Origin of the sequence: Enterobacter sp. NFIX59 (genome assembly GCF_900113755.1) — a bacterium.
GTDB classification, from domain to species: domain Bacteria; phylum Pseudomonadota; class Gammaproteobacteria; order Enterobacterales; family Enterobacteriaceae; genus Enterobacter; species Enterobacter pseudoroggenkampii.
On the sequence record NZ_FOQN01000005.1, the window covers coordinates 255986 to 270750 of the forward strand.

A 14765-nucleotide genomic window follows, 5' to 3' on the forward strand; every position below is an offset into this window, starting at 1 on the left:
CGGATTTACCACGTCCTGTGATTGAACTGGAGTGTGAGCTGTAATGGGTCAGGAAAAGTTATATATCGAGAAAGAGCTAAGCTGGTTAGCATTTAACGAACGTGTACTCCAGGAAGCGGCAGACAAAAGTAACCCGCTGATCGAGCGCATGCGTTTTTTGGGCATCTATTCCAACAACCTGGATGAGTTCTACAAGGTTCGCTTTGCCGAGCTGAAAAGACGCATCATCATCAGCGAAGAACAGGGCCTAAACTCGCACTCGCGGCACCTGCTGGGCAAAATCCAGTCCCGCGTGTTGAAAGCCGATCAGGAATTTGACGGCCTGTATAACGAACTGCTGCTGGAGATGGCGCGTAATCAAATCTTCCTGATTAACGAACGTCAGCTTTCCGTTAACCAACAAAACTGGCTGCGCCACTATTTTAAACAGTACCTGCGCCAGCACATTACCCCGATTCTCATCAACCGCGAAACCGATCTGGTGCAGTTCCTGAAAGATGACTACACCTATCTGGCCGTGGAAATTATTCGCGGTGAATCCATCCGTTACGCGCTGCTGGAGATCCCGTCCGACAAGGTGCCGCGCTTTGTGAACCTGCCGCCGGAAACCCCGCGCAGACGCAAGCCGATGATCCTGCTCGATAACATCCTGCGCTACTGTCTGGACGATATCTTCAAAGGCTTCTTCGATTACGATGCGTTAAACGCCTACTCGATGAAGATGACCCGTGACGCCGAATATGACCTGGTGCACGAGATGGAAGCCAGCCTGATGGAGCTGATGTCGTCCAGCCTGAAACAGCGCCTGACGGCCGAGCCGGTACGCTTTGTCTATCAGCGCGATATGCCGGACGCCATGGTGGAAATGCTGCGCGAGAAACTGACCATTTCGCGCTATGACTCCATCGTACCGGGTGGTCGTTACCACAACTTTAAAGACTTTATTGGCTTCCCGAACGTCGGCAAAGCGAATCTGGTGAACAAGCCGCTGCCGCGCCTGCGCCATCTGTGGTTCGATAAATTCCGCAACGGATTCGACGCCATCCGCGAACGCGATGTCCTGCTCTACTATCCGTATCACACCTTTGAGCACGTGCTGGAACTGCTGCGTCAGGCCTCGTTCGACCCGAGCGTGCTGGCGATCAAAATCAACATCTACCGCGTGGCAAAAGATTCCCGCATCATCGACGCGATGATCCATGCGGCGCACAACGCCAAAAAAGTGACCGTGGTGGTTGAGCTGCAGGCGCGCTTCGACGAAGAGGCGAACATTCACTGGGCGCGTCGTCTGACGGAAGCCGGTGTGCACGTCATCTTCTCCGCGCCGGGGCTGAAAATTCACGCCAAGCTGTTCCTCATCTCCCGTAAAGAGGGCGACGAGGTAGTGCGCTACGCCCACATCGGTACCGGGAACTTTAACGAGAAAACGGCGCGAATCTATACCGACTATTCGCTGCTGACCGCCGATGCCCGCATCACCAACGAGGTGCGCCGGGTCTTTAACTTTATTGAGAACCCGTACCGTCCGGTGAACTTTGACTATCTGCTGGTCTCGCCGCAGAACTCGCGCCGTCTGCTGTACGATATGATCGATAAAGAGATCGCCAATGCCCAGAAAGGGCTGTCATCCGGCATCACGCTGAAGCTTAACAACCTGGTTGATAAAGGGCTGGTGGACAGGCTGTACGCGGCGTCCAGCTCCGGCGTGCCGGTTAATCTGCTGATCCGCGGCATGTGCTCGCTGATCCCGGAACTGGAAGGCATCAGCGACAATATTCGCGTGATCAGCATTGTTGACCGCTACCTGGAACACGATCGCGTCTATATTTTCGATAATGCGGGTGATAAACAGGTCTATCTCTCTTCGGCAGACTGGATGACGCGCAACATTGACTACCGAATTGAAGTCGCGGCACCGCTGCTGGATCCGCGCCTGAAGCAGCAGATCCTCGACATCATCGAGATTCTGTTCAGCGATACCGTGAAAGCACGCTATATCGACAAAGAACTCAGTAACCGCTATGTACCGCGTGGCAACCGCCGCAAAGTGCGGTCGCAACTGGCGATTTACGACTATATCAAATCACTCGAGCAACCCGATTAACCTATGCCGATAAATGATAAGACCCCACGCCCGCAGGAATTCGCCGCGGTCGATCTTGGCTCTAACAGTTTCCACATGGTCATCGCCCGTGAGGTGGATGGCGCACTGCAGATCATCGGTCGTCTGAAGCAGCGGGTACACCTGGCGGATGGCCTTGATGAACGCAGCATGCTCAGCGAAGAGGCAATGGAGCGTGGGTTAAACTGCCTGTCGCTGTTTGCTGAACGCCTGCAGGGCTTCTCGCCCTCCAGCGTGTGCATCGTGGGCACCCACACCCTGCGCCAGGCGCTGAACGCGCCGGAGTTCCTCAAGCGAGCTGAAAAAGTGATCCCCTACCCGATTGAGATCATCTCCGGCAACGAGGAAGCGCGTCTGATTTTCATGGGCGTTGAGCACACCCAGCCGGAAAAAGGGCGCAAGCTGGTTATCGATATCGGCGGCGGCTCAACGGAGCTGGTGATCGGTGAAGACTTTGAGCCTCGCCTGGTGGAAAGCCGCCGTATGGGCTGCGTCAGCTTCGCGCAGATGTATTTCCCGGGCGGCACCATCACCCGCGAGAACTTCCAGCGTGCGCGTATGGCGGCCGTCCAGAAGCTGGAAAACCTGGCCTGGCAGTACCGAATTCAGGGCTGGAACGTGGCGCTGGGCGCGTCAGGCACCATCAAAGCGGCGCATGAGGTGCTGCTGGCGATGGGTGAAAAAGACGGGATTATTACCCCTGAACGCCTGGCTCTGCTCACCGAAGAGGTGCTGAAGCATAAAAGCTTCGACGCCCTGAGCCTGCCGGGCCTGTCCGATGAGCGTAAATCAGTCTTCGTACCGGGGCTTGCGATCCTGTGCGGCGTGTTTGATGCGCTGGCGATTAAGGAACTGCGTCTCTCCGACGGCGCGCTGCGCGAAGGCGTGCTGTACGAAATGGAAGGCCGCTTCCGCCATCAGGATATTCGCAGCCGTACCGCGCAAAGCCTGGCCAACCAGTACAACATCGACCGCGAACAGGCGAAGCGCGTGCTGGACACCACGGTGCAGATGTACGAACAGTGGGAAGAACAGAATCCGAAGCTCGCACACCCGCAGCTTGCCGCGCTGTTAAAATGGGCCGCGATGCTCCATGAGGTGGGGCTGAACATCAACCATAGCGGCATGCACCGCCATTCGGCCTATATTCTGCAAAACAGCGATCTGCCTGGCTTCAACCAGGAGCAGCAAACCATGATGGCGACCCTGGTGCGGTATCACCGCAAAGCCATCAAGCTCGACGACCTGCCGCGCTTCACGCTGTTCAAGAAAAAGCAGTTCCTGCCGCTCATTCAGCTGCTGCGTCTTGGCGTGCTGCTCAATAACCAGCGTCAGGCGACCACCACGCCGCCCACGCTGAAGCTTAAAACCGACGACCATCACTGGACGCTGAGCTTCCCGCACGACTGGTTCAGCCAGAACGCGCTGGTCCTGCTGGACCTGGAAAAAGAACAACAGTACTGGGAAGCGGTCACCGGCTGGCTGCTCAAAATTGAAGAAGAGAGCGCTGACGTCGCCGCGTAACGGTTCAGGCGTCCGCGCAGGACGCCTCCGTTTCCAGCAGTGATTCAAGCGGCGCTGGCCTGCCAATCAGATAGCCCTGCACATAATCGATACCTAGCGCGTGAACCGCGCTACGTATCTCTTCCGTCTCGACATACTCAGCCACCACCAGCATCTTCTTCATGCGCGCCAGATGGCAGATAGACGCTACGATCTGATAATCCAGGCTGTTATTGACGATATTGCGGATAAAGCTGCCGTCAATCTTGAGAATGTCGGCATCCACGCTTTTCAGCCGCGCATAGCTCGCATACCCGGTACCAAAATCATCAATCGCAATGCGTACCCCCATTTTCTGCAACTGCTGGAGGATGTGTAGCGCCTGCTCCCCGCTGCCGAAGGTGCTGCACTCCGTCACTTCAAAAATCAGCTGCCACGGCTCAATGGCGTATTTCGCCAGCAGGCGACTTACCTCAAGCGGGAACTGTACCCGACACACGGTCGACGGGGCCAGATTAATGGCAAAGCGCTGACCGGGAAGTGTTTCGCGATGCGCTGCAAGGAAGCGCAGGGTATGCTCCAGCACCCACAAATCCACCCGCGAGGAGAGACCAAACTCCTGCGCGACGGGCAGGAATTGGTCGGGGGAGATCAATAGCCCGTTGATATCCGGCATCCGCAGCAGAACTTCGTGATAGCGATCGCCACGCAGGCCGCGAACGGGTTGAACCAGCAGGGCGAATTCGTCGTTATCGAGTGCCTTTTGCAGGCGGCTCATCATCGCGACTTTATCCTTCAGGCTGCGCTGCAAATGGATGGCCCCACGCTGCTGAAGATTTTCCGGATGGTTGGAGGAGAGCGACAGATCGGCAACCACGCCCAGTTCGCCCAGCACCAGATAAAGGTGGTTAACCGGGGACCGGACATAGCAATAGCTCACGCCCACCTGCGGCTGCAGCGGCATCCCGTCCCAGACAAAGCGAAACTGTTTGATATGCTCGTCCAGGGCTTCAATCCGCTGCTGGTGTGATTCCGCATTGAGCCGTACCGCCATGTCATACCCGGTGAGGTGATACACCTGCTCGTTGGGCTGGAGCGTGCCATTCACCCACTGCGCCAGCTGCTGTTTGTACTGAATGCGCAGCAACACGCCGTAATTTCGGCCCAGAATTTCCAGCTCCGGAATGCGCAGCAGGCAGAGCGCCGACCACGGGTTTTTCGCCAGTTCGCGCGACAGCGCCCGCAGGTTAGGCATATGGACGACCGGGTCAAGTAGCGCCAGCCTGCGGGAGCGTTTGTTCACCGCGCGCTGCCGGGTCGCCAGCATCGACATATAAATCACCACAAACGAGAAGACCAGGTAACTGGAAGAGGTGATCGCCAGCTGAATGTCATACCCCTGGTTCACCGGGATATAGTGGTAAAAATAGTGAATAGACACCAGCAGCACCGGTATCCAGATCAGCGACACCAGCTTATAGCCAAAACGCATCGCGCCCCAGAGCATCACCGGCATCAGCAGCGACAGGGTGTAGTTGGTGGTAAAAATGGAGCTGTTTTCATTCATCGGGAGCAGCAGCAGCGAAAGCAGCCCGCCAAGCGCGATTGCCCACACCAGAAACTCAACGATCGTCACCTTTTTGTCTATCTGGGAACGGACCTGCGAGATAAGGCTTTTAAGATAGCGCGGATGACGAATCAGGCGGATCAGCAGATAGCTCAGCGGCACGCCCGTCAGCCCGCTGACCAGCAGCGCCTGGTAGTTAATGAGCGTACGAATATTAAGAGGGTTTAATCCCGCCAGGCTCTGGCGGCTCTCATACACGCCTAAATACACCGCAAACTGAAACAGCAACAGAAACAGCGTCGCGGGGCAGAAGGCCTGCCAGAAGATGCGCTGCGCCATCAGCCGGATGTCGCCGTACGCGGTCATGTTCCGTCTGGGCGCAAACACCCGGTAGCCGCCCCAGCTGAGCACTAAAGGGACGATAAAATGGAGCACGCCGGCGACGGTTTCAAACATCCCGACCGAGGGGTAATAGCGGATAAACAGTGACAATACGATCCCGGGCAGCGCTTCCAGGCCAAAGAACATCATCAGCGAAAGCAAAAATGAGAGAGGTAAATAATAGAGTGCCACAATGCCGTCGCCAAGCTGCGTGAGCGTATTCGCAATGCTCAGCACGGGAAGTAAAACCACCGGTAAAATAAGCGGCAATGCCCACCAGCGGTTTTCATTTTTTTTCAGGAAAGCGAGAATGTTCATAGATGCCCGGTTAAACCCCTATCGCTCCAGAGGGAAATAAAGACAGGCATCCGACCTGACGTACGTCCCGCCCGGCAGCGTGCCGGGCGAACAGTGTGGAGGAAGGATTTTAAATATCAGGGCCAGGAATCCGTTGACATAAATCAAACTACTTTACGCAAATAACGTTTTGCGACGTTTTTCTACAATTATTTTCTTCATATTATCAATATGGTAAATGTATTAATTAATCTCAATAACATTAATTAATGTAAACATTGACGGTTATTTACACATCACAGAATTGACCCCATCTTCCCGCTGTGCCTTAATATCCTTATCGCCCAAAAGGGCTTACCCAGGAAAAACAGAGTGAGTCAGGTCACGCGTATGCGCAAACGACATCGATTTAACACCCGAATGACCCGCATCATACTGCTCATCAGCTTCCTGTTTTTCTTTGGCCGCTTCGTTTACTCTTCGATTGGCGCCTGGTACCACCATCAGGATAAAACCCAGTCGCAGCAGTCCAGCCTGACCGTCGACACCGCTGACCACTAAACCGCCGAAGGATGTTGCACGAGCCGAATAAGGGCCGCGATCCCTTTGCTGAGGATTTTGTCCTGCCGCATCACCACCGCCAGCTGCCGCTGCAGCATGGGCGTCAGCGACATCACGCATAGCCCTTCACGATCGACATCCTGTTCGACCGCCATGCGCGGCACAATACTGTAGCCCAGCCCCGCGCGAACCATGCGTTTGATCGCCTCGATGCTGCCAAGCTGCATCACCGGCGCGATTGCTAATCCACTGGCTGCAAACCAGCCGTCGATCAGCGCCCGGGTCCCGCTGCCTGATTCAAAGGCAATCAGCGGATGAGCGTGCAGCGCCTCCGGCGTGAAATCCCGGAAAACATCCTGCTGCTCCCGCGAGGCGATAAACATAAACTCTTCGTCCATCACCGGCATGACGTCCAGCGCTCTGCCGCTCACCGGCAGCGTGACCAGACCCACATCGAGACGGTTCTCTTCGATGGCCCTGACGATGTCGAGGGTGTTGCCCGTTGTCACCCCCACGCTCAGGAGCGGATAGTCGCGGCGCAGCTGCTCCAGCAGGGGCGGGAGAAGATGGATGCAGGCCGTTGCCCCCGTGCCAAGCGTAATGGTGCCGCTCACGTCGTGACTGAACGCACTCACGGACCGGATGGCGTCATCCACCGCCTGCTGAATACGCTCCCCATGCGTCAGCAAAGCCTGCCCGGCAGCCGTCGCCTTAATCCCCCGCCCGGTACGCTCTACCAGCCGCGTTTGCAGAAACTGCTCCAGCTGGCGTATTTGCAGGCTGACGGCGGGCTGTGAAATGCCCAGCACGTCCGCTGCCGCTGAAAAGCTGCCGCGCTGGATCACCAGACGGAAGGTGGCGAGATAGCCCAGATTAAGCGTCGTCATTCAAAGTTTCTCTTATACCGCGCATAAGGTTACGGCCCTGCCAGCACAATACCGCGCCCGTTATGCTCAGGACAACTGCATAGCGGAATGAAAAATAATGGAAACACCTGCCCTGCCACGCCGCCTCGCCCTCATGGCGGGATGTAATCAACTCATCAACTGGGGGATCTCGTTTTATATGCCCGGCACCTTTGCGCTGGCCATTGCAGCCGACCGGGGATGGTCGTCACCGCAGATTTACCTCGGCCTGACGCTGGCGATGCTGGTGATGGCGGCGGTTTCGCCCTTTGTGGCCCACCTGCTGGCACGCTTTGGCGGTCAGACGGTGGTGATGAGCGGCACGCTGCTGATCGCCGCAAGCTGCGCCTGTATGGCGTATACCCAGACGCTATTTGGCTGGTACTGCGCCTGGCTGGTCATCGGTGTAGGGATGCGCCTGTCGCTGTACGATGCGCTATTCGCCGCGCTGGTGAATCTTTACGGGCAGCAGGCGCGCAGAACAATCTCCCGCGTCACGCTGGCGGGCGGGCTGGCTTCCGCCGTCTTCTGGCCGCTGGGCGATGCTCTGCTTCATGTGATGAGCTGGCAGGAGGCGCTGCGCGTCTATGCTCTCTTCGGCCTGCTGAGCGCAGCGCTGATAAGAACGCTCCCCCATCAGCGGCTGACGGTAACGACACAGGTCGCCGCGCCGCCCCTGAACAACGAGCGGCGCAACGGCTGGCTTTATGCCGCCTTCATTGCCCTCATCACCTTTGTCTCTAACGGCACCTCCACCCATCTGCCGGAGTTTATTGCCCACTTCGGCCTGCCGGTCGCCATCGGCATGCTGTGGGGGATCGGCCAGACGGCTGCTCGCTCGCTGGAAGTGCTGGCGGGTGCCCGTTTAACCCCCTTCAAACTCACGCTTTTTACCGCGCTCGCCATGCCGCTCTGCTTTCTTCTGGGGTTGAGCAGCGCTCTGTTTGTGTGGTGTGCGGCCGGGTTTGTGCTGGGCTATGGCGCCATGAACGGGCTGGTCACCATCGTGAAAGCTACCCTGCCGCTGGAACTGTTCAGCGCGGAAAGCTATGCCCGTCGCACCGGCACGCTGCTTATCCCCGGCCAGCTGATGGCGGCAGCCTCGCCGTTTGCCTATGCGTGGCTGAATAAAACCCTGGGGATCGCGGGTGCAATGTGGGTTTCAACGGGGCTGACGCTGGTGATTGCCGGGCTGGCGATAGCCATTGTGCGCCGTCCCGGAAGGCAAAGTGTATCGCACTGTATCCCGCGGGCCACGGTGACAAACGGGTACAAAACGCCCCCTCCGGCAAATATCTCCGATACATAAAAATGGTTTTCTTTCCCTGTCGCCATTCAGAACCGATGAGGAGAGAGACCGATGATCCGTCGTTATGCACTTATCCCCCTGCTTGTCCTGGCATCTGTAGCCCATGCCCAGGCCACACCGCTGGACAACCTGAGCGCCGCGGACGTTAACGGCCCCGCCGCCGTTGCGCCGCTGGCGCAGCCGCAGCCGCCCGCAAAGCTGATAGTCGATCCGCCGCTTGCCGGGCCGCTGAGCAAAGGCGCGGTGTTTATTCAGTACCGCGCCGAAAACCTGCGCATCGAGCCGGTATTCGGCCCCGACGCGCTCAAGGTCACCCCGCGCATCGGGCACATTCACGTGGTGGTGGACGACGCGCCGTGGCACTGGGCTGACGCCAGCGGAGAGCCAGTGATCCTGGTCGGGCTGCCCGCAGGGAAACACAAGGTGACCATTATTCTGGCCGACCCGACGCATAAGCCGCTCGATCACAAAACCCTTGAATTCACCGTACCGCCCCACGCGGCGGTCCACCATTTTTAAGGAACCTGAAAATGAAAGCACTGTTTGTACTGACGGCAGGCCTGCTGGCGCTTTCCGCCAGCGCCTTTGCACAGAGCAAAACCAGCGTCGTGCTGGTACACGGCGCATTTGCCGACGGCAGCAGCTGGAATAAGGTCATTACCCTGTTGCAGAAACAGCACGCAGAGGTCATTGCCGTCCAGCTGCCGCTCACGTCGCTAAAAGATGACGTTGCCGCCACAAAGCGGGCCATCGCCCGCGCGCGGGGTGACGTAGTGCTGGTGGGTCACTCCTGGGGCGGCACCGTGATTAGCGAAGCGGGCAACGATGCGCGGGTAAAATCGCTGGTGTATGTGGCGGCTTTCGCGCCTGACTCCGGCCAGTCGACGGCGGACCTGGCAGGAAGCTACCCTGCACCGCCGGGCAGCGCGGGCATTGCCAAAACAGCGGACGGCTATTTATACCTGCCGACGGAAGCCGTCAGGAAGGATTTCGCGCCGGACGTGAAGCCAGCCATTCAAGATACGATTGCAGCCACGCAGGGGCCAATTAAGGCCGAGGCGTTTGGTGAAAAGGTCGCCCACGCGGCGTGGCATGACAAACCGAGCTGGTTTGTGGTCAGCAAGAATGACCGAATGATCAACCCCGATCTTGAACGCGCGATGGCGAAGACGATCCATGCGAAAACCACCGAGGTGGCGGCGAGCCACGTGTCGATGGTGAGCCAGCCGCAGATCGTTGCCCGGACGATTGAGCAGGCGATTGAAGCAAAGTAATTTTTTGCGAATTGTAGGCCGGGTAAGCGCAGCGCCACCCGGCAAAAAACAGCTTCAGCGCCCGCCATCCGCGGGATAATCCCGATTAATCCACGCGTGGTCCTCCTCCCAGGTGAACATCCATTTGCGCACCGGCCCGGCCATCACGTTGAGATAATAGCTGTCATACCCGGCCATCGTCGCCACCGGGTGGTATCCCTTCGGCACCATGACCACGTCACGGTTGTAGACCGCCATGCACTCATCCAGCGCTCTGTCGTCGGTGTAAACCCGCTGCATGCAGAACCCCTGCTCCGGGTTGAGGCGATGGTAGTAGGTCTCCTCCAGGTAAGTCTCCTGGGGCGGATTATCCGTGTCGTGCTTGTGGCTCGGGTACGAGCTGGTGCAGCCCTCGTTGGTCCAGACCTCCACCACCAGCAGGCTGTCGGCGGGCTTGTCTTCCGGCAGAATGTTATGCACGTAGCGCTGGTTGTGCCCCTTACCGCGCGCTTCGCCGGCGATATCCTGCGGGGCAATCAGCCGTGTCGGATGCGTGCCCTTGCCCGGCGCGGCGCAGACCGCCAGCTCCAGCGTCGTCAGCGCCTTCACCTGCACCGTCTCCTGCGGGGTGACGTACACCGCCCACGGCTTGATGCGCTCGAACGGGCTCATCCGCTCGCCGATGTCGTTAAACTGCGCGGAAGGTGTGCTGATGGAGGCGCGTCCGGCGACCAGCACCAGACAGCGCTCTTCGCGGACGGCGGGCAGCGTCAGCGTCTGCCCCTCCTGCAGCTCATACGCCTCAAAGCCGACGTATCCCCACCCTGCGCTCTCCGGCGTGACGGACTGGGTGCGCCCCTCCGCGTTCGGCTGTTGCCAGCGTGATAACAGACGTGACATGTCACCTCCTTAAATCAGTCCGGCGTCGCGCGCCAGGCGGTTCAGGTTGTTATATCCCAGACGGGCGTAGGTCAGCGGATGGGCGATGGCCGGATCCTGCTCGGCCTCGACCACCAGCCAGCCGTGATAGTCCTGCGCCTTCAGCAGCCGCATAATCGGCGGATAATCGACGCAGCCGTCGCCCGGCACGGTAAAGACGCCGCTCAGCACCGCGTCGAGGAAGCTGGTTTTACGGTTTTTCACGTCCGCCAGCACGTCGGCACGCACGTCTTTGCAGTGAACGTGGTTGATGCGCGACGCCCAGCGCTGCGCCACCGCCAGCGGATCGGCCCCGGCAAAGGTCAGATGGCCGGTATCAAGCAGTAGCCCCACCGCGTCGCCGGTGTGGGTCATCAGGTTGTCCACGTCGTCGGCGGACTCAATCACCGTGCCCATATGGTGATGGTAGGCAATCTGGACTCCCTGCTGCTGGGTGTAGCGGGCAAATTCGGTGAGCTTCTCGCCGTACTCTCTCCAGCGAGCCTGCGGGAAGCGCGGGCGCAGGTGCACCGGGGTCTGCTGCTCGCCGTGAATGCAGCCGCTCACTTCCGCAAAGACCAGCACCTTCGCCCCCAGCTCGCGCAGCAGCGTCAGGTGGGACTGCACGGCGGCGATCTCCTCCTCCACGCTGCGCTCCAGCAGGCGGCCGGAGTACCAGCCGGAGACCAGCTGCAGGTCGTGGCGCTGCAGGATGGGGCCAAGCAGGCGCGCTTCGCGCGGGAACTTATTGCCCAGCTCGAAACCGGCGAAACCGGCCTCTTTCCCTTCGCTCAGGCAGGTCTCCAGCGACGTTTCCGCGCCGAGAGAAGGCAGATCGTCATTCGTCCACGTCAGCGGGTTAATGCCCAGTTGTACACTCATTGTCGTCTCCATTATGCGTGTCCGCGCTCGCGCCACCAGGCGATAAGCTGCAGGTAGTTGTCCCGGATGCGCGCCACCAGCTGCGCATCGTCAATATCGTGTTTCAGCCACGCGCGGGAGGCATCGCCAAACAGCGTGCGCCCCACGGCGAAGCCTTTCACCAGCGTCTGCCCCGCTGCGGCTTTAAAGTCGGCGCGCAGCTGTTCCGCCGGGGCGTCCAGACCGAGGATCACCACCCCGCGGCAGTGCGGGTCCCGACGTTCGATAATCTCGCTCAGCGCCGTCCAGCCGTCGGCGGAGAGCGGCGGCAGCTTCCACCAGTCCGGGTAAATGCCGAGGTTGTAGAAGCGGGAGATGGCGCGCAGGTAGAGCTCGTCGCTGCGCGGCATGGTCGCAGGCAGGATCACCTCCAGCAGCAGCTCGTGCCCGGACTGGCAGCAGGCGTGGTACACCTCGGCGATTTTCTGCTCCTGCTCCAGGCGCAGGCCGTGGGCATCTTCCGGGTGGAAAAAGACCAGGCACTTCACCACATGCTCCTGAGGCCAGCTGATAAGCTGGGTGCCGATGTTGCCATGCTCCATCTCCAGCGGACGCGAGCCCGGCAGCTCGATGGGGCGACCAATCCACCACCCTTCCCCGGTGATGGCGTTCAGCGCGTCCTGACCAAAGGTGCCGTCGCACAGCAGACCGGCTTTGCCCTCCAGCCCGGCCCGGCTCGCCGCCTCGCGGCTGGCCTGCAGGATCAGCTGCTTCAGCGCCGGAATGCGCTTAAGCGACGCGCCGCACTGCAGCGCCATATCCTCAAGCTGGCTGCGGTGGTCGAAGGCCATCACGCACAGCTCCGGCCACTCGCGGCGGCGGGTGGTCACCCGGTGGAGGTGGTTAAGACGCGGGTCGAGATCCGGGCGCGGCACGTTCGCAGCGCGGGAGAGATAGTCATCCAGCTCGATTTTGCTCGGCATGGCCGGGGCGCAGCCGTGGCGCGAGACCACCAGCGCGCCGCAGGCGTTGGCGTAGCGGCACGCCTGCTCCCAGCCCTCATCGTTCAGGTAGCCGCGCAGCAGGCCGGACATAAACGCGTCCCCCGCCCCGAGGACGTTCAGCACCTCCACGCGCACGCCGGTCACCGTCAGGCCGTCGTCCAGCCGGGGCGGAATGGCGTCGGTGTAGACCGAGCAGCCGAGCGCACCGCGTTTGCAGACCAGCGTAGCTTCACTGACTGAGCGCACCTGCCCCAGCGCCTGCAGGGTCTCCGTGCTGCCGCCCGCAATGTGAAACTCCTCTTCGGTGCCGACAATGACGTCAAAGAGGTTCAGCACCTCCTGCAGCTCGCGGGTGACCTTATCGGCGGCGATAAAGCGCGTTTCACCGTCGCCTAAGGAGGTCAGCCCCCACAGCACCGGACGGTAGTCGATGTCCAGCACCGTGCGCACGCCGTGACGGCGGGCATAGCCCAGCGCCGTCAGCACCGCCTCGCGGGTCTGAGGATGAGAAAGGTGAGTCCCGGTGATGGCAAGACAACGTGCGGAGGCAATGTAGCTTTCGTCCACATCGCTGGCGGTAATCGCCATATCCGCGCAGTTATCGCGATAAAAAATAAGAGGAAAGGTGTCCCGGTCTTTAATGCCGAGTAGCACCAGCGCCGTGAGGCGGTCTTTATCGGTGATCAGATGGCTGGTATCGCAGCCCACCTGGTTGAGCTCTTCGCGCAGGAAGCGGCCCATATGTTCATCGCCGACGCGCGCCAGCATCGACGAACGTAAACCCTGACGCGCGGTGCCGTACGCCACGTTGCCCGACGACCCGCCGAGATATTTGGCGAAGCTCGACGCGTCCTCCAGACGGGCACCAATCTGCTGGCTGTAGAGGTCTACCGCCACGCGGCCCATGCATATCACATCAAACTGCTTTTCCACGTTGATACCTCATCAGACAATGTCGTTCACGTTCAGCCAGCGGCCTTCCCGGTGCGAGAGCGCAATCGCGTCCAGCACGCGCGACACCTTCCAGCCCTCTTCGAAGTCCGGCCACATCGGCGCGTCGGCGGCAATCCCGTCCACCAGGTCGCGCACCTCCACCGTTTTTTGATCGTTAAAGCCAATCCCGTGGCCTGCGCCCATGCAGAACGCGGCGTAGTCGGGGTGCGCCGGGCCGACGAGTAAGGTGCGGAACCCCTGACGGTTTACCGGATCGTCATGCAGATAGAGCTTCAGCTCCGCCATGCGCTCCTGGGTGAAGCTGATGGCGCCTTTCGTGCCGGTAATGACGTACGACAGCCCCATCTTGCGGCCGCAGGCAACGCGGGAGGTTTCAATCATGCCCTGCGCCCCGCCCGCGAAGCGCACCATCGCGTGGGCCTGATCCTCGTTTTCGACGGCAACCATGTCCGACGAGCCGGCCTTCGCCGGGCGCTCCGGGACCACGATCTTCAGGTCGCCGCAGACCTGCTCAATCTCCCCGACCAGGTACTGGGCCATATTGACGATATGCGCCGCGAGGTCGCCCAGCGCCCCCAGCCCGGCGGTCTCTTTGAAGCAGTGCCAGTGAATGGGCGAGCGTGGGTCGGCCATATAGTCTTCGTTGTGGGTGCCGTAGAAGTGGATCACCTCGCCAATCTCGCCGCGGGCAATAATCTCCTTCGCCAGCTGCGCCGTCGGGTTTTTCATGTAGTTGAAGCCCACCAGCGTTTTCACCCCGGCCCGCTTCGCGGCGTCGACCATCTCCCGTGCGTCGTGGGCGTGCAGCGCCAGCGGCTTCTCCGAGTAGACGTGCTTGCCGTGGCGGATCGCCTCCAGCGCCATCTCCTTATGCAGATGGTTGGGTGAGCAAATATCCACAACGTCTATCGCCGGGTCGGCCACCAGTGCCCGCCAGTCGCCGGTGGAGCGGTTGAAGCCAAACGCCTGCGCGCGCGCTGCCGCCAGCTCCGGCGTGACTTCCGCCACCATCTCGCGCACCAGCCTGCCGCGCAGGTTGAACACCGTCGGGGCCTGGGCATAGGCGATAGCGTGCGCCTTGCCGATATACCCGGTGCCAATCAATCCAATACGAACCTCTTTCATCGTGA

12 protein-coding genes are annotated in these 14765 nt (G+C 59.9%); 6 read left to right on the forward strand and 6 right to left on the reverse strand.

The annotated features are described in order from the left end of the window. Positions 1-43: 43 nt before the first annotated feature. Both ppk1 and ppx read left to right on the forward strand, forming a co-directional pair. A complete protein-coding gene (ppk1, locus tag BM007_RS17805; protein ID WP_024907554.1) occupies positions 44-2104 on the forward strand; it encodes a polyphosphate kinase 1 in 2061 nt (686 codons plus the stop codon). 3 nt (positions 2105-2107) lie between these two features. Further along, positions 2108-3646 carry an exopolyphosphatase gene (gene ppx / locus BM007_RS17810; protein ID WP_048991287.1) on the forward strand — a complete coding sequence of 513 codons (1539 nt, stop codon included), beginning with the start codon at positions 2108-2110 and terminating at the stop codon, positions 3644-3646. 4 nt (positions 3647-3650) lie between these two features. Here ppx and BM007_RS17815 read toward each other — a convergent pair whose 3' ends face one another. Beyond that, entirely contained in the window at positions 3651-5891 is a 2241-nt protein-coding gene (locus tag BM007_RS17815; protein ID WP_090420139.1) for an EAL domain-containing protein, read from the reverse strand. A gap of 351 nt (positions 5892-6242) precedes the next feature. Between BM007_RS17815 and BM007_RS17820 the strand changes: the two genes are divergently transcribed. After that, on the forward strand, positions 6243-6431 hold the full coding sequence (locus tag BM007_RS17820; protein WP_139210922.1) for a YfgG family protein: 189 nt from the start codon (positions 6243-6245) through the stop codon (positions 6429-6431). Here the strand turns inward: BM007_RS17820 and BM007_RS17825 are convergent. Further along, positions 6428-7318 (reverse strand): LysR family transcriptional regulator, encoded by an 891-nt coding sequence (locus tag BM007_RS17825; protein WP_090420142.1) that lies wholly within the window; start codon positions 7316-7318, stop codon positions 6428-6430. The two genes, BM007_RS17820 and BM007_RS17825, sit on opposite strands and share 4 nt — an antisense overlap. A 97-nt stretch (positions 7319-7415) precedes the next feature. Here BM007_RS17825 and BM007_RS17830 point away from each other — a divergent pair, with 97 nt between their 5' ends. The 3 genes from BM007_RS17830 to BM007_RS17840 are packed head-to-tail and all read left to right on the forward strand — an operon-like array spanning position 7416 to position 9919. Then, positions 7416-8645 (forward strand): MFS transporter, encoded by a 1230-nt coding sequence (locus BM007_RS17830; RefSeq protein ID WP_090420145.1) that lies wholly within the window; start codon positions 7416-7418, stop codon positions 8643-8645. Between the two features lie 51 nt (positions 8646-8696). Further along, a complete protein-coding gene (locus BM007_RS17835; RefSeq protein WP_090420148.1) occupies positions 8697-9164 on the forward strand; it encodes a DUF6130 family protein in 468 nt (155 codons plus the stop codon). A gap of 11 nt (positions 9165-9175) precedes the next feature. Beyond that, positions 9176-9919, forward strand: coding sequence for an alpha/beta fold hydrolase (locus tag BM007_RS17840; RefSeq protein WP_090420151.1), 744 nt, complete (start codon positions 9176-9178; stop codon positions 9917-9919). A 54-nt stretch (positions 9920-9973) separates the two neighbouring features. Here the strand turns inward: BM007_RS17840 and iolB are convergent, their stop codons facing one another. Genes iolB through BM007_RS17860 form a run of 4 tightly spaced genes read right to left on the reverse strand, consistent with a single transcriptional unit; the run spans position 9974 to position 14760 of the window. Next, a complete protein-coding gene (iolB, locus tag BM007_RS17845; protein ID WP_090420154.1) occupies positions 9974-10798 on the reverse strand; it encodes a 5-deoxy-glucuronate isomerase in 825 nt (274 codons plus the stop codon). 9 nt (positions 10799-10807) lie between these two features. Continuing rightward, positions 10808-11698, reverse strand: coding sequence for a myo-inosose-2 dehydratase (gene iolE / locus BM007_RS17850; RefSeq protein WP_090420156.1), 891 nt, complete (start codon positions 11696-11698; stop codon positions 10808-10810). 11 nt (positions 11699-11709) lie between these two features. Next, positions 11710-13614 carry a bifunctional 5-dehydro-2-deoxygluconokinase/5-dehydro-2-deoxyphosphogluconate aldolase gene (gene iolC, locus BM007_RS17855; RefSeq protein WP_090420159.1) on the reverse strand — a complete coding sequence of 635 codons (1905 nt, stop codon included), beginning with the start codon at positions 13612-13614 and terminating at the stop codon, positions 11710-11712. Between the two features lie 12 nt (positions 13615-13626). Continuing rightward, positions 13627-14760, reverse strand: a complete 1134-nt coding sequence (locus BM007_RS17860; protein ID WP_090420162.1) for a Gfo/Idh/MocA family protein — start codon at positions 14758-14760, stop codon at positions 13627-13629. Positions 14761-14765: the final 5 nt, after the last annotated feature.

Bases quoted from the DNA above. Each gene is read 5' to 3' on its own strand.
- ppk1 (WP_024907554.1), top strand. From the start codon at position 44: ATGGGTCAGGAAAAGTTATATATCGAGAAAGAGCTAAGCTGGTTAGCA.
- ppx (WP_048991287.1), top strand. From the start codon at position 2,108: ATGCCGATAAATGATAAGACCCCACGCCCGCAGGAATTCGCCGCGGTC.
- BM007_RS17815 (WP_090420139.1), bottom strand. From the start codon at position 5,891: ATGAACATTCTCGCTTTCCTGAAAAAAAATGAAAACCGCTGGTGGGCA.
- BM007_RS17825 (WP_090420142.1), bottom strand. From the start codon at position 7,318: ATGACGACGCTTAATCTGGGCTATCTCGCCACCTTCCGTCTGGTGATC.
- BM007_RS17830 (WP_090420145.1), top strand. From the start codon at position 7,416: ATGGAAACACCTGCCCTGCCACGCCGCCTCGCCCTCATGGCGGGATGT.
- BM007_RS17835 (WP_090420148.1), top strand. From the start codon at position 8,697: ATGATCCGTCGTTATGCACTTATCCCCCTGCTTGTCCTGGCATCTGTA.
- BM007_RS17840 (WP_090420151.1), top strand. From the start codon at position 9,176: ATGAAAGCACTGTTTGTACTGACGGCAGGCCTGCTGGCGCTTTCCGCC.
- iolB (WP_090420154.1), bottom strand. From the start codon at position 10,798: ATGTCACGTCTGTTATCACGCTGGCAACAGCCGAACGCGGAGGGGCGC.
- iolE (WP_090420156.1), bottom strand. From the start codon at position 11,698: ATGAGTGTACAACTGGGCATTAACCCGCTGACGTGGACGAATGACGAT.
- BM007_RS17860 (WP_090420162.1), bottom strand. From the start codon at position 14,760: ATGAAAGAGGTTCGTATTGGATTGATTGGCACCGGGTATATCGGCAAG.